The organism is Micromonospora sp. NPDC049044 (genome assembly GCF_040649215.1).
In the GTDB taxonomy this organism is placed as follows: domain Bacteria; phylum Actinomycetota; class Actinomycetes; order Mycobacteriales; family Micromonosporaceae; genus Micromonospora.
On record NZ_JBEZFA010000016.1, the window covers coordinates 132,519 to 151,737 of the forward strand.

A 19,219-nucleotide genomic window follows, 5' to 3' on the forward strand; every position below is an offset into this window, starting at 1 on the left:
CCGAGGGCACTCGGTTTACCTGCCCACCAGGGTGTGCATGTGGCGATCAGGCGAACGGGACAGTGGTCCCGGTTGGGGCCGATGCCCCTACTCCGGGACGCGGCGGTAGGCCCCGTCGCTGGCCGAGGTGGCCATCGACGCGTACGCGCGCAGCGCCGCCGACACGGGCCGCTGCCGATCAACCGGCGTGTACGGCTTGTCGCGCTTCTCCTCCGCCACCCGTCGCGCCTCCAACTCGTCCTGCGGCACGTTCAGCTCGATGGACCGGCCCGGGATGTCGATGACGATCTCGTCGCCCTCGCGGACCAGGGCGATCAGCCCGCCGGAGGCCGCCTCGGGGGAGGCGTGACCGATGGAGAGCCCCGAGGTGCCGCCGGAGAAGCGGCCGTCGGTGAGCAGCGCGCAGGACCTACCCAGCCCGCGGCCCTTCAGGAACGAGGTGGGGTAGAGCATCTCCTGCATGCCCGGCCCGCCCCGGGGGCCCTCGTACCGGATCACCACGACGTCGCCCGCGACTACTTCCTTGGCGAGGATCGCGGTCACCGCGTCGTCCTGCGACTCGTAGACCTTCGCCGGGCCGCGGAAGGCCAGGCAGTCGTCCGGCACCCCGGCGGTCTTCACCACGCAGCCGTCCGGAGCCAGGTTGCCGTGCAGGATGGCCAGGCCGCCGTCGGCCGAGTAGGCGTGCTCGCGGTCCCGGATGCAGCCCCCGGCCGCGTCGGTGTCCAGCGACGACCACCGGTTGGTGGTGGAGAACGGCTCGACGGTACGCACGCCACCGGGCGCGGCGTGGAACAGCTCGACCGCCTTCGGGGTCGGGGAGCCGCCGCGCACGTCCCAGTCGGTGAGCCACTGGGCCAGCGAGGGGGAGTGCACGGCGTGCACGTCCCGGTTGAGCTGCCCGGCCCGGTCCAACTCGCCGAGGATCGCGGGGATGCCGCCGGCCCGGTGCACGTCCTCCATGTGGTAGTTCGGCGAGTTCGGTGCGACCTTCGCCAGGCAGGGCACCCGCCGGGAGATGGCGTCGATGTCGGTGACGCCGAAGTCCAACTCGGCCTCGCGGGCCGCGGCGAGCAGGTGCAGCACCGTGTTCGTGGAGCCGCCCATCGCCACGTCCAGGGCGACCGCGTTCTCGAAGGCGGCCTTGGAGGCGACGGTGCGGGGCAGCACCGAGTCGTCGTCACCGTCGTACCACCGCTTGGAGATCTCCACGACGGTGCGGCCGGCCTCGACGAAGAGGGACCGGCGCGCGGCGTGGGTGGCGAGCGTCGAGCCGTTGCCGGGCAGCGCCAGCCCGATCGCCTCGGTGAGGCAGTTCATCGAGTTGGCGGTGAACATGCCGGAGCACGAGCCGCAGGTCGGGCAGGCGGAGCGTTCGATCTCACCGAGCTGCTCGTCGGTGACCGACTCGTTCGAGGAGGCGATCATCGCGTCGATCAGGTCGATCTTGCTGTGCACGACGCCCTCGATCGCCATCGTCTTGCCGGCCTCCATCGGGCCACCGGAGACGAAGACTGTCGGGATATTGAGCCGCAGGGCGGCCAGCAGCATGCCGGGCGTGATCTTGTCGCAGTTGGAGATGCAGACCAGGGCGTCCGCGCAGTGCGCGTTGACCATGTACTCCACCGCGTCGGCGATCAACTCCCGGCTGGGCAGCGAGTAGAGCATGCCGCCGTGGCCCATCGCGATGCCGTCGTCGACAGCGATGGTGTTGAACTCCCGGCCCACTCCGCCGGCCTCGGCGACCGCGTCGGCGACCAGGCCGCCCATGTCCTTGAGGTGTACGTGACCAGGCACGAACTGGGTGAAACTGTTGGCGATGGCGACGATCGGCTTACCGAAATCGTCGTCGGTCATCCCGGTGGCCCGCCAGAGGGCCCGGGCGCCGGCCATCGTCCGACCGTGTGTGGAAGTCCTCGACCGCAGCTCAGGCATACGTACCAGCATGACACCGTCGCCGCGCCGAGCCACCCGCGTATGCGCCGTGTCCCAACAGTTGCACACCCAGCCCCCCATGGCGTGCGTCGATCCGGCACTCTTGAAAGGTGCAACTCCCCCCGGGCCTGGTCGCTGTCGCGGGGCTCAGTGGGCTCGTCGCCGCTGTGGCCACCGTGCTGCTGACCCTGGTCGCCCGGCGGCGCAGCGGGCCTCGTCGACCGGCGCACGTGCTGCTCGCGGCGGCCGCCGGCGTCGCCCTTCTCAGCCTGCTGACCGGGGTGGTCGCCGCGCTCAACGCGCACCCCCACTGGGCTCACGAGCAGGGGCAGCGCACCGGCTGGGCGATCGCTGTGGCGATCGGCACGGCGGTGAGTGGGCTGGCCTTCGCCGCCGGGCTGCTCCGGCTGCCGGGGGTGGCCGCCACCGCGGCGGGCACGGCCCGGCTCGCCCTGGACGGGCTGGTGATGGCGGCGGCGCTGTGGTTCGTCGGCTGGGTGCTGTTCTCCGAGCCCACCCGGTTGCTCGGCGCCGCCACCCCGACGGCCTGCCCGGCGATCCTGGTGGTCACGGTGAGTGCCGCGCTCGGGGCCGGGCTCGCCGTGATCGTCATCTTCCGGGCGGCCGCCCCACGTCGGCGCCTCGCCGCCCTGGGCGTCGGCATCACCGCGGTCAGCTGCGGCGGGATGGGGCTCAGCGCCGGACTCTGCCAGACCGGGCCGACCATGGCGTTGGCCGGCGCGGCGATGCTCGCCGCCGGGCTGCTGACCGTCGCGCTCGCCGTGCACCGGGCGGGCCGGCCGGGGCAGGTCGAGGTCGATCTGATCGGCCGCGACGGCGAGTACGCGATCGCCCCGATGGTCGCGATGGCCGGCTCGGCGATGTACCACCTCGCCCAGAACGGCCGCTTCACCGCGGCGGGCATCGTGGCCGGCAGTGTGGAGGGCTTCGCCCTGGTGGCGCGGCAATACCTCACCCTGCGCGACGTCCGGGGGTACGCGGGCCGCCTGGCCGAGCGGGAGGCGCACTTCCGCGAGCTGGCGCACACCGACCCGCTGACGTCCCTGGCCAACCGGCGCGGGCTGCTGCGCGCACTGCACGACAGCGCCGCGGCGCGCATTCCGTGTGTGCTGCTCGGTCTCGACCTGGACGGCTTCAAGAACGTCAACGACATACGGGGTCACGACGTGGGTGACGCCGTGCTGGCCGAGGTCGGCCGGCGGCTGCGGAGCAACCTGCGCCCCGGCGACGTGGCCGCCCGGCTGGGCGGCGACGAGTTCGCCGTGCTGATGCAGGGCCGCCCGGCCGAGGCGGACCGCGTCGCCGAGCGGTTGCTCGGGGTGCTCAACCGGCCGTACGACGAGCCGGAGGGGCCGGTCTTCCTCTCGGTGAGCATCGGGGTGGCCGGCTGGGCCGGCGAACCGGACGTGGAGTTGCTCCTGCGCCACGCCGACCTGGCCCTGCGCTACGCGAAGCAGCGCGGCAAGAACCGGATCGAACGCTACGACGCCGCGTACGACCAACTGCTGCGCCGGCGGACGACTGTGGAGCACGAGCTGCGCGGTGCCATCGATCGCGACGAGCTGCGGTTGGCCTTCCAGCCGGTGGCGTCGCTGCCGTCGGTGCGTCCGGTCGGCGCCGAGGCGCTGTTGCGCTGGCACCACCCGGAGCTGGGCAACGTCGGTCCGGACGAGTTCATCCCGCTCGCCGAGGAGTGCGGCATGATCTCCCCGCTGGGCGCGTGGGTGCTGCACCAGGCCTGCTACCAGCTCTCCCGTTGGCTGGCGGACGGCCACGACGTCTGGGTGTCGGTGAACGTCTCCCCGCGCGAGTTGCACGCACCGGAGTACGTGGTCCAGGTCGCCGAGGCGCTGCGCGCCCACCATGTGCCGCCGCAGCGGCTGGTGCTGGAGGTCACCGAGCACGCGGTCGCCACCGACCTGGACGAGCTGATCCGGCGGCTGACCGCGCTGCGGTTGACAGGTGTCCGGATCGCGCTCGACGACTTCGGGGCCGGCTACTCGTCGTTGGGGCAGTTGCGCCGGCTGCCGATCGACATCCTGAAGATCGACCACAGCCTGGTGGCGGAGCACGAGCCGGTCCGGCCGGTCGGTCAGGACGGTCCGGCGTTCGCCCCGATGGTCGACATCGTCATGCGACTGGGCCACCAGCTGGGGCTGGAGGTGATCGCCGAGGGGGTGACCACGCCGACCGAGTTGGCCGCGGTGGTGGCCGCCGGTTGCCGCTTCGGTCAGGGCGCTCTCTTCGGCTGGGGGGTGCCGGCCGAGCACCTGGAGGCGATGCTGGAGGCGGCGACGTCACCGGGCGCACGGTCCACGCCGGTGCCCGCGCAGCGCCGGGTTCCGGGCGGGTACGCGCAGGTCACTTCGCCCTCCGATGGCGAGTCGCCGGGCGACGCGCCGACGTCCGTTGACCAACATGTGGGAGCAGTTGACTCATCGCGTGAGATGCGTCAGGCTTAGCCGCATGTCGTCGTACCGGTCGCTGCGAGTACTTACCTGAGCGCACTCTCCCCCGTCGAGAGTGCGCTGGCCCCGTGCATCTGCACGAGGGCCGTTTTTATTGCCATCGGAACCTGGCGAAGCGGGCCCCGCCCGTGTCGCATCGCTTGACTAGCCACCAGCCACTCCAGCCGAAGGCCAGAAACCGTCATGACGAGACCCACGCCCGAGACCCTCGCCCACTCCGCCCGGCGGGCCCGCGCGGCCACCGACCCGACCATCGACGTCGACCAGGCCGTCGCACGTCCCGCGGCCACCCCGGCCGCTCCGGCGGTACGGCCCTCCGCCCCGGCCCAGGTCTCCGGGGCCGGCTCCCTCGTGCGGTCCCTTGAGGCGCTCGACGTCGACGTCGTCTTCGGCATCCCGGGCGGCGCGATCCTGCCGGCGTACGACCCGCTCTACGACTCCACGGTCCGGCACATCCTGGTGCGCCACGAGCAGGGCGCGGGGCACGCCGCCACCGGGTACGCGCAGGCCACCGGCAAGGTCGGCGTGTGCATCGCCACCTCCGGCCCGGGTGCGACGAACCTGGTCACCCCGATCGCCGACGCGTACATGGATTCGGTGGCGATGGTGGCGATCACGGGGCAGGTGGCCCGCCCGTCGATCGGCACCGACGCCTTCCAGGAGGCCGACATCCAGGGCATCACCCTGCCGATCACCAAGCACAACTTCCTCGTGCAGAACGCCGAGGAGATCCCGCAGGTGCTGGCCGAGGCCTTCCACCTGGCCAGCAGTGGTCGGCCCGGCCCGGTGCTCGTCGACATCCCCAAGGACGTGCTCCAGGCGCAGACCACCTTCACCTGGCCGCCCACCCTGGACCTGCCCGGCTACCGGCCGACCCTGCACCCGCACGGCAAGCAGATCCGGGAGGCCTCGCGGTTGATGGCCGCCGCCCGCCGGCCGGTGCTCTACGTCGGCGGCGGTGTCCTGAAGGCCGGCGCCACCGACGGGCTGCGCCGGCTGGCCGAGCTGACCGGCATCCCGGTCGTCACCACGCTGATGGCGCTCGGCGCGTTCCCCGACTCGCACGAGCAGCACCTGGGCATGCCCGGCATGCACGGCACTGTCGCCGCGGTCTACGGCCTGCAGAAGGCGGATCTGATCGTCGCGCTCGGCGCGCGGTTCGACGACCGGGTCACCGGCAAGCTCGACTCGTTCGCCCCGGACGCGACTGTGGTGCACGCGGACATCGACCCCGCGGAGATCGGCAAGAACCGGCACGTGGACGTGCCGATCGTCGGGGACGCCAAGCACGTCATCGACGAGCTGATCACCGCGGTGACCGTCGAACGGTCAGCGGGGCGGAGCGCCGACCTGGGCGACTGGTGGACCCAGCTGAACGACCTGCGCGACCGCTACCCGCTGGGCTACGACGAGCCGGCGGACGGCACGCTCTCCCCGCAGTACGTGATCAAGCGCCTGGGCGAGATCGTCGGCCCGGACGCGATCTTCGTGGCCGGGGTGGGCCAGCACCAGATGTGGGCGTCGCAGTTCATCTCCTACGAGAAGCCGTACACCTGGTTGAATTCCGGCGGTCTCGGCACGATGGGTTACGCGGTGCCGGCCGCGATGGGCGCCAAGGTCGGCAAGCCGGACACGGTGGTCTGGGCGGTGGACGGTGACGGCTGCTTCCAGATGACCAACCAGGAGTTGGCCACCTGCGCGTTGGAGGGCATCCCGGTCAAGATCGCCGTGATCAACAACGGCAACCTCGGCATGGTCCGGCAGTGGCAGACCCTGTTCTACAACGAGCGCTACTCCAACACCGACCTCGGCACGCACAAGCACCGCATCCCGGATTTCGTCAAGCTCGCGGAGGCGCTTGGCTGCATCGGGTTGCGCTGCGAGAACGCCGACGACGTGGACAAGACCATCGCCGCCGCCATGGAGATCAACGATGCTCCGGTCGTGATCGACTTCGTGGTCGGCAAGGACGCGATGGTCTGGCCGATGGTCGCCGCAGGCACCAGCAATGACGAGATCATGTTCGCCCGTGGCGTCCGCCCGGTCTTCGACGAGGATGACATCTAGTCATGACCGAATGCACCGAGCGCAGCGAGGGCCATGAGGGCTTGACAAAGGAGACGCAGTGACCATGCACACCCTGTCCGTGCTTGTGGAGAACAAGCCCGGCGTGCTCGCCCGGGTCTCGGGCCTGTTCTCCCGGCGCGGGTTCAACATCGACAGTCTCGCCGTGGGTGAGACCGAGAACCCGGACGTCTCCCGGATCACCATCGTGGTCAACGCCGAGTCGTCGCCGTTGGAGCAGGTCACCAAGCAGCTCAACAAGCTCGTCAACGTACTCAAGATCGTTGAGCTGGATCCGCAGGTCTCGGTCGCCCGGGAGTTGCTGCTGGTGAAGGTCCGCGCGGACCGGGCCGCCCGCTCCCAGGTGCTGGAGACCGTCAACCTGTTCCGCGCCCGGGTGGTCGACGTCGCACCTGACACGCTGACCATCGAGGCCACCGGCACCCCGGACAAGCTGGACGCCCTGCTCCGCGACCTCGAAGCCTTCGGCATCAAGGAAATGGTCCAGTCCGGGCTGGTGGCGATCGGGCGTGGCTCGCGTTCGATCACCGCCGGGCCTGCGCTCCGGGCCGCCTGACCGCCACCGGTCGGCCCGGCCGGGTCGATCCGAACCCATCCGCACAGACCACGACGGGCCGCCCCGGCCGTCGTACGAAAGGGAAGTTCTCATGAGCGTTGAGGTGTACTACGACGACGATGCCGACCTCGGCCTGATCCAGGCCAAGAAGGTCGCGGTCATCGGCTACGGCAGCCAGGGCCACGCCCACGCGCTGTCGCTGCGCGACTCCGGCGTCGACGTGGTGATCGGTCTGCCGGAGGGCTCGAAGAGCCGCCCCAAGGCCGAGGACCAGGGCCTGCGGGTGGTCACCCCCGCGCAGGCCGCCGCCGAGGCCGACGTGATCATGGTGCTCGCGCCGGACACCGCCCAGCGCTCCATCTACACCGAGTCGATCGCCCCGCACCTCACCCCGGGCAAGGCCATCTTCTTCGGCCACGGCTTCAACATCCGGTACGGCCTGATCAAGCCGCCGGCCGAGGTGGACGTGGCGATGGTCGCGCCGAAGGGCCCCGGCCACCTGGTTCGCCGCCAGTACGCCGACGGCAAGGGCGTGCCCTGTCTCGTCGCCGTCGAGCAGGACGCCAGCGGCAACGCGTTCGCCCTCGCCCTCGCGTACGCGAAGGGGATCGGCGGCACCCGGGCCGGCGCGATCAAGACCACGTTCACCGAGGAGACCGAGACCGACCTCTTCGGCGAGCAGGCGGTGCTCTGCGGCGGTGCCTCGGCGCTTGTGCAGACCGGTTTCGAGGTGCTCACCGAGGCGGGCTACGCCCCGGAGGTCGCCTACTTCGAGTGCCTGCACGAGCTGAAGCTGATCGTCGACCTCATGTACGAGGGCGGCATCGCGAAGATGCGCTACAGCATCTCCGACACCGCCGAGTACGGCGACCTCTCCCGTGGCTCGCGCATCATCGACTCCCGGGTCAAGGACGAGATGCGCAAGATCCTGGGCGAGATCCAGTCCGGCGAGTTCGCCCGCGAGTGGGTCGCCGAGGACGAGGCCGGCCGGCCCAACTTCACCAAGTGGCAGGCCGAGGGCGCGGCGCACCCGATCGAGGAGACCGGCAAGAAGCTGCGCGGCATGATGAGCTGGGTGGACCGCCCGATCACCGAGACCGCCTGACCCGTACGACCCACAACGGTCCACCAGCGGCCGGCGATCCTGCGCTCTCCCCGGCGCGGGTCGCCGGCCGCTGGCCGTGGCGCTCCGGGTCACCGGTCTTCGATCGCCTCGGCCTCACCGGCCGCCCGGCCGGCCTCTTCGTACCGGCCGAGGTGGTTGAGGAGGTCGGCGAACGCGCGCAGCGCGACGACCAACCGACGCTGGTACCGAGCGGGGTCGCGCCTCCTGGCCCCTGCGCGAGCGCGGATCCGACGGTGCGGTCGTCGGGGACCGAACCCTGCGCGACGAGCGCCCGCGCGACGCGGGCAACCGTGTCGGTGCGGTGAACGGCCGATGTCCGTCCCTCGACCGGGCGTGTGAGGGCACTCACCCCGCAGAGCGGAACACGCCGCCCAGCCAGGCCCCTACGATCGCGGGTAGGTGCAGCAGCCGGCACCTGACGGCCACGGCACGGATCAGCGCAGGGCGCAGTGCGGCGCCCGGCCGCCCGCGCCGATCGCAAACACGACCTCTACGAGGACCGATGAATCCTGTCGTACTGATCGCCGAAGAACTCGCCCCCGCCGCCATCGAGGTGCTCGCCCACGACTTCGACGTCCGGCACGTCGACGGCACCGACCGTCCGGCCCTGCTCTCGGCGCTCTCCGAGGCTGACGCCGTCATCGTGCGCAGCGCGACCCAGATCGACGCCGAGGCGGTCGCCGCCGCACCGCGACTCAAGGTGGTCGCCCGGGCCGGCGTCGGGCTGGACAACGTCGAGGTGGCGGCCGCCACCGCGCGGGGTGTGATGGTCGTCAACGCGCCCACCTCGAACATCGTCTCCGCCGCCGAGCAGGCCGTCGCGCTGCTGCTCGCCGTTGCCCGGAACACCGCCAGCGCCAGTGCCGCGCTCAAGGCGGGGGAGTGGAAGCGGTCGAAGTACACGGGTGTCGAGGTGCAGGGCAAGACCGTCGGCGTGGTCGGGCTCGGTCGCATCGGGGTGCTCTTCGCGCAGCGCATCGCCGCGTTCGGCACCCGGCTCATCGCGTACGACCCGTACATCCAGCCGGCCCGTGCGGCGCAGCTCGGCGTACGCCTGGTCGGGCTGGAGGAGCTGCTGCGGGAGAGCGACTTCATCTCCATCCACCTGCCGAAGACGCCGGAGACGGTGGGCCTGATCGGGGAGAAGGAGTTGGCGATCGTCAAGCCCGGCGTGCGCATCGTCAACGCCGCCCGGGGTGGCCTCGTCGACGAGCAGGCGCTGGCGAACGCCATCGCCGAGGGCCGGGTCGCCGGTGCCGGCATCGACGTGTACAGCAAGGAGCCGTGCACCTCCTCGCCGCTGTTCGCGTTCGACAACGTGGTGGCCACCCCGCACCTGGGTGCGTCCACCGGTGAGGCGCAGGACAAGGCCGGCCTCGCCGTGGCGAAGAGCGTCAAGCTGGCGTTGCAGGGCGAGTTCGTGCCGGACGCGGTGAACGTGCAGGCCGGTGGTCTGGTCGCCGAGGACGTGCGGCCGCTGCTGCCGCTTGCCGAGAAGCTCGGCCGGGCGTTCACCGCGGTCGCCGGCGGCGTCGCGGCCAGTGTCACCGTCGAGGTTCGCGGCGAGATCGTCGCGCACGACGTGTCGGTGCTCAAGCTCGCCGCGACGAAGGGGCTGTTCAGCTCGGTCGTCGAGGAGCAGGTCACCTACGTCAACGCGCCGCACCTGGCCGCGGAGCGGGGCGTCGAGGTCAACCTGGCGACCCTGGCCGAGACGGCCGAGCAGCCCACCCTGGTCACCGTACGCGGCGCGCTGCCCGACGGCCGAACGGTGAGCGTCTCCGGCACTGTCACCCACTCGGGTGCTCGTGACGTGCTCAAGCTGACCGAGGTGGACGGTTTCGACGTGGAGATCGGCGCGGAGGGCATCCTGCTCTTCCTGCGCTACGCCGACCGGCCCGGTGTCGTCGGCACTGTCGGTACTTTGCTGGGCGAGTCGGGCATCAACATCGCCGCCATGCAGGTGGCTCGTCGGGAGGCGGGTGGCGAGACGCTGATGACGCTCACCGTCGACCAGGCGCTCGGTGCCGACCTGCTCACCTCGGCCGCCGAGTCGATCGGCGCCACCGCGGCCAGCGCCGCCGACCTGCGCGACGAGTAGCAGCGGACAGACACCACGGGGGGCCTGGCGATACGCCGGGCCCCTCGTCGTTTCCGGTCCGTGCCGCCGGTCGGGTCAGCCGGGCAGTCGTGCCGGGGGCGGGTAGACCGAGCCGTCCTGCGGGTCGAAGAGCATCAGCCCGTGCTCGCCGGCCAGCCGCTCGATGTCGAGCAGCACCTGGTCCGCGCAGGTCGGGTGCAGGTTCAGCTCGACATGGTCGTGGGCGGCGTGCAGTGGTGCCACCGCCCACGGGCTGTTCGCGCCGGGGTGACGGTCCGGGTAGGAGGCGGTGATCGCCCGGTAGAAGCCGACCACCCGCGGGTCCGGGTAACGGTCCACGTGTCGCCCCTGCCGGCAACCCTCGACCGCTGTCCGTACGTCCTCGGGCGTCGCCCCGTCCTCCAGGGCCCACACGCTCAGATCGAAACTCACGGCGGATAGCGTGCCATCCGCCGTTCACCATGTCGAAACTGCCTCGCTGCCGGTCAACCAGTGGGCCGGCAGCATCCCGTCACGACGGTCCGGTGTAGAGACTCTTGCGTCGAGTTGCGTCGATTCGCTAGCGTACGTGCTGCGGTCACTGGCCGAGTTCGAGGCGCCGGCCCGTCTTCGGGTGGCGCGGTCGGCATCCGGCGCGACCGGTCCGCACCCCTCGATTGTGCGAGCCACGCACACTCGTCGCTGATCGGCCCCCACGGTCGTTGCCGAGAGCGTGGGGGCCGATCGCAACAGAAGGTGGCCGCCCGGCGGACCCGCAACCGGGCCCCGGGGCCGATCGCAACGCTCAGCGTCGGTGGGCGAAGAGCGCCCGGTAGTTGGAGTTGCCGCGGAACCACGCCAGCCCGGTGGGGCCGGCCGCGTACAGCGCTGTCGCGTAGGCGTCGGCGATCGTCAGGTCGGGGCCCACGACGGTGGCGGCGACGAGCTGGTCGGCCGGCTCGCCGGTGTGCGGGTCCACCACGTGGCCCTGCCGCCCGGTCACCCCGGAGGTGCCGACCGCCCCGGCGGTCATCTCCAACACAAGTGGTGCGCGCTCGGGCGCGGTGGGGTGGTGCACCGCTACCCGCCAGGGCCCGCCGTGCGGCGCGTGGCCGCGGACGACGAGGTCGGCCCCGGCGAGTACGGCGTAGTCGTGGATGCCGGCGGCCCGCAGCCGCTCGGCGGCCCGTTCCACAGCCCAGCCACCGAGCAGGCCGCCCGGGTCGAAGCCGCCGGGCACCGCCCAGGCGTCGAACCACCCGTCGGTGGCCGCGCGCATTGCCGCGCAGCGGTCCACCAGGTCGGCGAGCGGGGCGTACGAGTCGGGGCTGATCTCACCCCGACGCAGCCGGGAGACCAGGCTCTCCGGCCGGTTGGGGCCGTAGGTGAGGTCGATCGCGCGCAGCTCCGCGACGCTGTCCCGCAACGCCTCGCCCACGCCCCGGCGGCCGAGCCACTCGGGCGCGTTGAGGAAGAGGGTGTATTCGGCGGTCGCGGTGCGTACGGTGTGCTGCACCGCGATCCGGCCCTCGGTGGCGCCGCCCGGGTCTATCCGGTGCCGACGGCTGCCGAGTCGGAGGTCGGGCCGACGGTTGCGGAACGCCGACGGGTCCGGCCAGCGGGTCCGCGGCTGCTCGTCGATGCGCATCGCATCTGCCCCCTCGCACTCGGTGCCGCGTCGTCGCGACCCAGCGGTCGGCAGGGCCCCGTGACCCGCCGATCGCCAGCCTAGGCAGCGGACATGACCGCCTCATGAGTTCCAGCTGAGAGGCTGCTGTGCATTGCAAATCCCATATTTTGAACCCCGCGTACCGGGAGGCGGGACAGCGACGTACCGTTGCCGGAACGGACCCGTTGAGCAGAGGAGTGCGGTCGTGGCGCGGATCGCGGTGGTGGCCGGAGATGGCATCGGGCCCGAGGTGGTCGCGCAGGCCCGCAAGGTCCTCGACGCGGTACTGCCCGGTGTGCAGGCCACCGAGTACGACCTCGGCGCGGCCCGCTGGCACCGTACCGGAGAGGTGCTGCCCGACTCGGTGCTCACCGAGCTGGCCGGGCACGACGCGATCCTGCTCGGCGCGGTAGGCGACCCGACGGTCCCGCCCGGGGTGCTGGAGCGAGGGCTGCTGCTCAAGCTCCGGTTCGCGTTCGACCAGTACGTCAACCTGCGCCCGTCCCGGCTCTGGCCCGGGGTCGCCGGCCCGCTCGGCAGTGTCAAGCCGGGTGAGGTCGACCTCGTGGTGGTGCGCGAGGGCACCGAGGGCCTCTATGCCGGGGCCGGTGGTTCGCTGCACCGGGACACTCCCGCCGAGGTCGCCACCGAGGAGAGCCTGAACACCCGGCACGGCGTGGAGCGGGTGATCCGGGACGCGTTCGCCCGCGCCGCCCGCCGGGAGCGGCGCAAGGTCACCCTGGTGCACAAGACCAACGTGCTCACCCACGCCGGGTCGCTCTGGGCGCGCACCTTCGACGCGGTCGCCGCCGAGCACCCGGACGTCGCCACCGAGTACCAGCACGTCGACGCCGCCGCGATGTTCCTGGTCACCCAGCCGCAGCGCTACGACGTGGTGGTCACCGACAACCTCTTCGGCGACATCCTCACCGACATCGCCGCCGCCGTCACCGGCGGGATCGGGTTGGCCGCCAGCGGCTGCATCAACCCCGAGGGGGCGTACCCCTCGATGTTCGAACCGGTGCACGGCTCCGCGCCGGACATCGCCGGGCGGGGCATCGCCGACCCGGTCGCCGCCGTGCTCTCCGTCGCCCTGCTGCTGGAGCAGCTCGGGCACACCGAGGCCGCCATCCGGGTCAACGCGGCGGTCGCCGCCGAGCTGGCCAGCCGCACGCCGGGTGCGACGCTGCGTACCGAAGAGGTCGGGGACCGGCTCGCCGCCCACGCCGTAGCCTGATCGCCCCGGCGTCGGCCTGGTCGCCACCCGGTCCGGCCCGAGCGGCGCTACCCGCTGAACGACCGTTCGGGGTAAGTTTCTGGCACAGTCATGTCGGTGTGCGGTCTCGCATGCCGTTGTCCACAGGGAGGTCAGCGCGATGAGCGGTGGTGACATGCTCGACTTCGAGATCCGTCCGAATCCCGCGCCGGTATCCGCCGCCGATCGGGCCGCCCTGCTGGCCAACCCCGGGTTCGGCCGCGTCTTCACCGACCACATGGTCACCGTCCGTTACGCCGAGGGCAAGGGTTGGTACGACGCCCGGGTGGAGGCACGTGCCCCGATCCCGATGGACCCGGCCAGCGCCGTGCTGCACTACGCCCAGGAGATCTTCGAGGGGCTGAAGGCGTACCGGACGGCCGACGGCGGCGTGACGATCTTCCGGCCGGACGCCAACGCCGCCCGCTTCGTCACCTCGGCGCAGCGGATGGCGATGCCGGAGCTGCCGCCCGAGGTGTTCGTCGACTCGCTGCACAAGCTCATCGAGATCGACCGGGACTGGATCCCCACGGTCGCGGACAGCAGCCTCTACCTGCGGCCGTTCATGTTCGCCAGCGAGGTCTTCCTCGGCGTCCGCCCGGCCAACGAATACCTCTACATGGTGATCGCCTCGCCGGCCGGGTCGTACTTCAGCGGTGGGGTCAAGCCGGTCACCGTCTGGGTCTCCCCGGACTACACCCGGGCCGCGCCCGGCGGCACCGGCGCGGCCAAGTGCGGCGGCAACTACGCCGCGTCCCTCGCCGCCCAGGCCGAGGCCATCGAGGCCGGCTGCGACCAGGTGGTCTTCCTGGACGCGGTGGAGCGCCGCTTCGTCGACGAGTTGGGCGGCATGAACGTCTTCTTCGTCTACGACGACGACACGGTCGTCACCCCGCCGCTGACCGGCACGATCCTGCCGGGCATCACCCGCGACGCGATCCTCACCCTGGCCGGTGCCGCGGGTCACCAGGTCGAGGAGCGGCCGGTCAGCTTCGCCGACTGGCAGACCGACGCGGCAAGCGGTCGCCTCCGGGAGGTGTTCGCCTGCGGCACCGCAGCGGTAATCACCCCGATCGGTGGGGTCCGCACCCCGGACGGCGAGTTCCTGGTCGGCGGCGGCGAGCCCGGCCGGGTGACAATGGCCCTGCGTCAGCAGTTGGTGGACATCCAGCGCGGCAACACGGCCGACGAGTACGGCTGGGTGCACCGGGTGCTCTGACCTGCGTGGCTGCGCCGGCCCGTCGCAATCGGACGGGCCGGCGCGGTCGGGTCATGGTGGTCGGTCCCGACCGACCGGGCGGGCTACGCCCCGCCCGGCTCGGCCAGCAGGTGGTCGCGGAGGGCGGCGAGCTGCTCGTCGGTCACCCCGGCATGTCGCAGGTACGCCTCCACCGAGCCGTGCCCCTCGCGTAGCTCGTCCAGGAAGAGCTGCATCGCCTCGGCGGGCGAAGCCAGGAACGGTGCCGGCACGTCCACGCCGTCCGGGTTGATGGCGACCAGCCAGGCACTGTAGCGGGCCGACCCCTCGCTGCTGAGCGCGTAGTCCGCAGTGATCTGCGCGTCGTCGACGCCGAGCACGGCGAGGGTCAGCGCACAAACGATGCCGGTGCGGTCCTTGCCGGCCACGCAGTGCACCACCACCGGGGCATTCGCCGAGTCGGCGATCAGGCCGACCGCCTCGCCCAGCCCTGCGGTGCCGGTCTGGGCCAGGTCGGCGTACCGGTCCGCGAGGTAACGGGCCAGGCTGGCACCCTCGTCGTGCGGCACGCCCGCCCAGTCGTCGTGTTCCGGGTGGATGTTGTGATAGGTCAGCCCCTGGTAGGCCGGCACCCGCCCGTCGCGCTGCACCTCGGTGGGGCGGCGCAGGTCGATGACGGTGCGGATCCCGATCGCGACGAACGCGTCCCGGTCCTGCTCGGTGAGGCGGTGCAGCGAGTCGGACCGGAAGAGCCGGCCCCGGCGTACGGGTCGGTCGCCGTGGCCGAGGCAGCCACCGACGTCGCGGAAGTTGAAGGTGGCGGGCAGCGAGGTCTGGCGATTGTCGTCGATGGCGTCCACGTTCACACGGTAACGGCCGGTGGGGTCGGACCCCACCGGCCGTCGGGTCGAACAGTCACCGGGCGGTACCCGGCGGGAGGGCACCGTACGTCTCGTCGTAGTAACCGCCGAGCTGATCCCGGTAGCTCGGGTCGCTGTGGCTGCTCTCGTCGTACTCCGGGGCGGCCTTGATCTGGTCCCGGGTGCGGTCGACGGAAACGGTGCGCTGGTCGTGGTCGACCTGGTTGACGGTGCCGGCCGGCAACATCACCTTCTTGCCGAAGATCCAGGGGCCGGTGTCCACCACCAGGTAGCTGCCGCCCACCTCGTGGCTGGCGCTGTCGATCTTGCCGATGCCACCGTCGCTGGCCTCGACCTTGTAGCCGACCAGGTCGGCGTCGGCCACCCCGGCGTGGTCCCGGTACCGCCAGGGGTCGAACGTTCCGGCTGGCGCGCCACCGGGCACGACGCCCTGGTCACCGCCGTGCAGCGGGTCCGGCCCGGCGTGCGTGGCGTGCGGATCGATCCTGTCCATGCCGTTCACTCCTGACTGTCGCCGATCGTCTCGGCGTAGGCGGGTTCGTGGTCCCCGCAGGAGCTACCCGGCCACCGGGGGCCGGAAACGGCGTGCGGCCGAGGCCGCCACACCGCGACGGGCCGGCGCCGCGAGATGCGGCGCCGGCCCGTCCGGGCGGATACCCGCTCAGGCCAGGGCGGCCTCGGCGTCCAGGGTGACCGCGGCGGCGTGCACCACTGCGGAGATCCGCAGGGCCTCGTGCACCTGCTCGCGGGTGAAGCCGCTGCCGCGCAGCGTCTTCTCGTGCGACTCCAGGCACACGCCGCAGCCGGTGATGGCCGACACGGCCAGGCACCAGAGTTCGAAGTCGCCCTTGTCCACGCCGGGCCGCGCGATGATCTGCATCCGCAGCCGGGCCGGCATCGAGGCGTACTGCTCGTCGCCGATGACGTGCTTGGCCCGGTAGTAGATGTTGTTCATCGCCATGATCGCGGCGGCGCCCTTGGCCGCTTCGACGCCCTCCGGCCCGAGGTGCGCAAGCGCCTCGGCGGCGATCTCCCGCAGCAGCACCGGGTTGCGGGCGGCGACCGCGCAGGCCAGCGCGGTGCCCCAGGTCTGCACCGGGGTCAGCGTCGAGGTGCCGATCGTGGAGCCCAGATTGAGTTTGATGTCCTTGGCGTACTCGGGCAGGCCAGCCTTGACCGCGTCCAGGCCCATGCTCAGACCCCGGCGGCGAGGAGCGCGTTGGCGTCGAGGGTGTCGCCGCCCTTGTTCCAGTTGCACGGGCACAGCTCGTCGGTCTGCAGTGCGTCGAGCACCCGCAGCACCTCGGAGACGTTGCGGCCGACCGAGCCGGCGGTGACCATTGCGAACTGGATCTCGTTGTTCGGGTCGACGATGAAGGTCGCCCGCTGGGCCACGCCGTCCTCGCCGAGCACGCCGCAGGCGGCGGACAGCTCGCGCTTGATGTCGCTGAGCATCGGGAACGGCAGCTCCCGAAGGTCGGGGTGGTCCTTGCGCCACGCGTAGTGGACGAACTCGTTGTCCACGGACGCCCCGAGGACCTGTGCGTCCCGGTCGGCGAACTCGCCGTTGAGTCGGCCGAACTCCGCGATCTCCGTCGGGCAGATGAAGGTGAAGTCCTTCGGCCAGAAGAAGACCACCCGCCACTTGCCCTCGTGGGACTTGTGGTTGATCGTCTCGAACGCCTTGTTGGCGTCGAGAGACACGCAGGCGGTGAGTTCGTACTCAGGGAAGCGGTCACCGACAGTGAGCACAGGTCCTCCTTCTAGGCGGCACGGTGGCCGTAACTGGATCCGTTCCAGATTGTTCCGCACTGCTGTTTTGGCCGGTGGGCGGCCTGGGAGCGGGTGAAGCCGATCACCGGCGGGGGTCCGGGCCGGGTTCTCGGGACCGGGCGACCCCGAGAACCCTCCGTAACGGTCCCGGAATGTGGATTGTTCTTCCCACATTCGGAAGGGAGTGGCAGAGTGGCGATCGTGACCAGCACCGTCCTGATTATTGCGACCTAGCGCGCCGGCTCTCCCCTCCGCCGAGCGCGCAGACCTCCCGCACCCGCGGGAGGTCTTTTTGTTGCTCCGAGAAAGGATCCTGATGACGTTCCAGGTCTTCGACACGACCTTGCGCGACGGCGCCCAGCGCGAGGGGCTCACCTACTCGGTGATCGACAAGCTGGCGGTGGCCCGGCTGCTCGACGAGTTCGGCGTCGGCTTCATCGAGGGCGGCTGGCCCGGCGCGGTGCCCAAGGACACCGAGTTCTTCCGCCGGGCGCGTACCGAGTTGGACCTGCGGCACGCAGTGCTCGTCGCGTTCGGCGCCACCCGCAAGGCCGGCGTCGCGGTCGCCGACGACCCCCAGGTGCGCGCCCTGCTCGACGCGCAGACCCCGGCGGTGGCGCTTGTCGCCAAGGCCGACACCCGGCACGTCGAACGGGCGCTACGCACCACCGGCGCGGAGAACCTGGCGATGATCCACGACACCGTCAGTCACCTTGTCGCCGAGGGCCGCCGGGTGTTCGTCGACGGTGAGCACTTCTTCGACGGCTACCGGCACGACCCGGCGTACGGCGCGGCAGTGGTGCAGACCGCACTCGCCGCGGGCGCCGAGCGGATGGTCCTCTGCGACACCAACGGCGGCATGCTGCCGTCCCAGGTGACCGCCGTGATCGTCGACCTGACCAACCGACTCGGCGTCGACCCCGCGCTGTTCGGCATCCACGCGCAGAACGACACCGCGTGCGCCGTGGCCAACACGATCGCCGCCGTCGAGGCCGGCGTCCGCCACGTGCAGGGCACCGCCAACGGGTACGGCGAACGCCCCGGCAACGCCGACATCTTCGCGGTCGTCGCCAACCTCCAACTCAAGCTCGGCATGCCCGTCCTACCGGAGGGCTGCCTGGCGCAGATGGTGCGGGTCTCGCACGCCATCGCCGAGATCGCCAACATCGCCCCCGACACCCACCAGGCGTACGCCGGGGCCGCGGCCTTCGCCCACAAGGCGGGGCTGCACGCGAGCGCGATCAAGGTCGACCCGTTGCTCTACAACCACGTGGACCCGTCGGTGGTGGGCAACGACATGCGGATCCTGGTCACCGAGATGGCCGGCCGGGCCAGTGTCGAGCTCAAGAGCCGCGAGCTCGGCCTGGACCTGGCCGGCAGTCCGGAGGCGCTGACCCGGGTCACCAAGCGGGTCAAGGAGCTGGAGGCCGGTGGCTGGTCCTTCGAAGCCGCGGACGCCTCCTTCGAACTGCTGGTCCGCTCCGAGTTGCCGGAGGGCGGTCCGGCCCGACCGTTCACTCTGGAGTCGTACCGGGTGCTCGTCGAACACCGCGAGGACGGTTCGGTGGTCTCCGAGGCGACCGTCAAGATCCGGGTACGCGGGGAGCGGGTGATCGCCACCGCCGAGGGCAACGGCCCGGTGAACGCCCTCGACGAGGCGCTGCGGGTGGGGCTGGCCCGGCACTACCCGCAGCTGCGCGGCTTCGAGCTTGCCGACTACAAGGTGCGCATCCTGGAGGGCAGCCATGGCACCGGCGCGGTGACCCGGGTGCTGCTGGAGACCGCCGACGGCACCGGCCGCGACTGGACGACAGTGGGCGTGCACCCCAACGTGGTCGAGGCCAGTTGGCACGCCCTGATCGACGCCCTCACCTACGGCCTGGCCCCAGCCTCGGTCTAACCCACCCCTCCCGGCCCGCACCCCGCCCCACCTCGCCCCCGGTCCCACCTCGCCCCCGCCCCGCCCCTCGCCCTCGCCCCCGCCCCCGCCCAACCCCTCGATCATGGAGTTTTGGTGGCGACAAAACGGGTTTCCGGTGCCAAAACACCCGCCACAACTCCATGATCGACGAGGGCGGGGGCTGTCTCGCTAACGGTGTTTCCGGCGATCTTGGTTAGTAGGTTTCAGCGGCTGGGAAGCGGTCGCTGAAGGTGATGGCGAAGGCGTTCAGG

General features: G+C 71.4%; 15 protein-coding genes. 8 read left to right on the top strand and 7 right to left on the bottom strand.

Annotation, left to right across the window (positions count from 1 at the left end; all coding sequences use genetic code 11):
* Positions 1-87: 87 nt before the first annotated feature.
* Entirely contained in the window at positions 88-1,935 is a 1,848-nt protein-coding gene (ilvD, locus tag AB0B85_RS16190) for a dihydroxy-acid dehydratase (RefSeq protein ID WP_357407872.1), read from the bottom strand.
* A 110-nt stretch (positions 1,936-2,045) separates the two neighbouring features.
* On the opposite strand from ilvD, the gene AB0B85_RS16195 reads away from it, so the two are divergent.
* The 5 genes from AB0B85_RS16195 to serA all read left to right on the top strand — a co-directional run bounded on the left by AB0B85_RS16195 (position 2,046) and on the right by serA (position 10,292).
* Positions 2,046-4,418: a bifunctional diguanylate cyclase/phosphodiesterase gene (locus AB0B85_RS16195; protein ID WP_357407874.1), complete on the top strand. Its 2,373-nt coding sequence runs from the start codon at positions 2,046-2,048 to the stop codon at positions 4,416-4,418.
* Between the two features lie 189 nt (positions 4,419-4,607).
* Positions 4,608-6,491 carry an acetolactate synthase large subunit gene (locus tag AB0B85_RS16200; protein ID WP_357407876.1) on the top strand — a complete coding sequence of 628 codons (1,884 nt, stop codon included), beginning with the start codon at positions 4,608-4,610 and terminating at the stop codon, positions 6,489-6,491.
* 58 nt (positions 6,492-6,549) lie between these two features.
* On the top strand, positions 6,550-7,065 hold the full coding sequence (gene ilvN, locus AB0B85_RS16205; RefSeq protein WP_088991111.1) for an acetolactate synthase small subunit: 516 nt from the start codon (positions 6,550-6,552) through the stop codon (positions 7,063-7,065).
* 91 nt (positions 7,066-7,156) lie between these two features.
* Positions 7,157-8,170: a ketol-acid reductoisomerase gene (gene ilvC, locus AB0B85_RS16210; RefSeq protein WP_357407878.1), complete on the top strand. Its 1,014-nt coding sequence runs from the start codon at positions 7,157-7,159 to the stop codon at positions 8,168-8,170.
* Positions 8,171-8,693: 523 nt separating this feature from the next.
* Positions 8,694-10,292, top strand: a complete 1,599-nt coding sequence (gene serA / locus AB0B85_RS16215; RefSeq protein ID WP_357407880.1) for a phosphoglycerate dehydrogenase — start codon at positions 8,694-8,696, stop codon at positions 10,290-10,292.
* Positions 10,293-10,367: 75 nt separating this feature from the next.
* On the opposite strand, the gene AB0B85_RS16220 is transcribed toward serA, so the two are convergent.
* Together AB0B85_RS16220 and AB0B85_RS16225 are read right to left on the bottom strand one after the other, a co-directional pair.
* Entirely contained in the window at positions 10,368-10,724 is a 357-nt protein-coding gene (locus AB0B85_RS16220) for a hypothetical protein (RefSeq protein ID WP_357407882.1), read from the bottom strand.
* Between the two features lie 352 nt (positions 10,725-11,076).
* On the bottom strand, positions 11,077-11,919 hold the full coding sequence (locus AB0B85_RS16225; RefSeq protein WP_357407884.1) for an FAD:protein FMN transferase: 843 nt from the start codon (positions 11,917-11,919) through the stop codon (positions 11,077-11,079).
* A 226-nt stretch (positions 11,920-12,145) separates the two neighbouring features.
* Between AB0B85_RS16225 and AB0B85_RS16230 the strand changes: the two genes are divergently transcribed.
* On the top strand, positions 12,146-13,177 hold the full coding sequence (locus tag AB0B85_RS16230; RefSeq protein WP_357407886.1) for a 3-isopropylmalate dehydrogenase: 1,032 nt from the start codon (positions 12,146-12,148) through the stop codon (positions 13,175-13,177).
* A gap of 139 nt (positions 13,178-13,316) precedes the next feature.
* On the top strand, positions 13,317-14,414 hold the full coding sequence (locus tag AB0B85_RS16235; RefSeq protein WP_357407888.1) for a branched-chain amino acid aminotransferase: 1,098 nt from the start codon (positions 13,317-13,319) through the stop codon (positions 14,412-14,414).
* 83 nt (positions 14,415-14,497) lie between these two features.
* Here AB0B85_RS16235 and AB0B85_RS16240 read toward each other — a convergent pair whose 3' ends face one another.
* The 4 genes from AB0B85_RS16240 to AB0B85_RS16255 form a co-directional block, all read right to left on the bottom strand.
* Positions 14,498-15,289 (bottom strand): tyrosine-protein phosphatase, encoded by a 792-nt coding sequence (locus tag AB0B85_RS16240; protein WP_357407890.1) that lies wholly within the window; start codon positions 15,287-15,289, stop codon positions 14,498-14,500.
* A gap of 19 nt (positions 15,290-15,308) precedes the next feature.
* Positions 15,309-15,767 carry a PRC-barrel domain containing protein gene (locus AB0B85_RS16245; protein ID WP_357407892.1) on the bottom strand — a complete coding sequence of 153 codons (459 nt, stop codon included), beginning with the start codon at positions 15,765-15,767 and terminating at the stop codon, positions 15,309-15,311.
* Positions 15,768-15,935: 168 nt separating this feature from the next.
* The gene (locus AB0B85_RS16250) at positions 15,936-16,466 is read right to left on the bottom strand and encodes a carboxymuconolactone decarboxylase family protein (protein WP_357407894.1); all 531 of its coding nucleotides are present in this window, start codon (positions 16,464-16,466) and stop codon (positions 15,936-15,938) included.
* Positions 16,467-16,468: 2 nt separating this feature from the next.
* On the bottom strand, positions 16,469-17,026 hold the full coding sequence (locus AB0B85_RS16255; RefSeq protein WP_130408034.1) for a peroxiredoxin: 558 nt from the start codon (positions 17,024-17,026) through the stop codon (positions 16,469-16,471).
* Positions 17,027-17,363: 337 nt separating this feature from the next.
* Here AB0B85_RS16255 and cimA point away from each other — a divergent pair, with 337 nt between their 5' ends.
* Positions 17,364-18,947, top strand: coding sequence for a citramalate synthase (gene cimA / locus AB0B85_RS16260; RefSeq protein WP_357407897.1), 1,584 nt, complete (start codon positions 17,364-17,366; stop codon positions 18,945-18,947).
* Positions 18,948-19,219 lie beyond the last annotated feature (272 nt).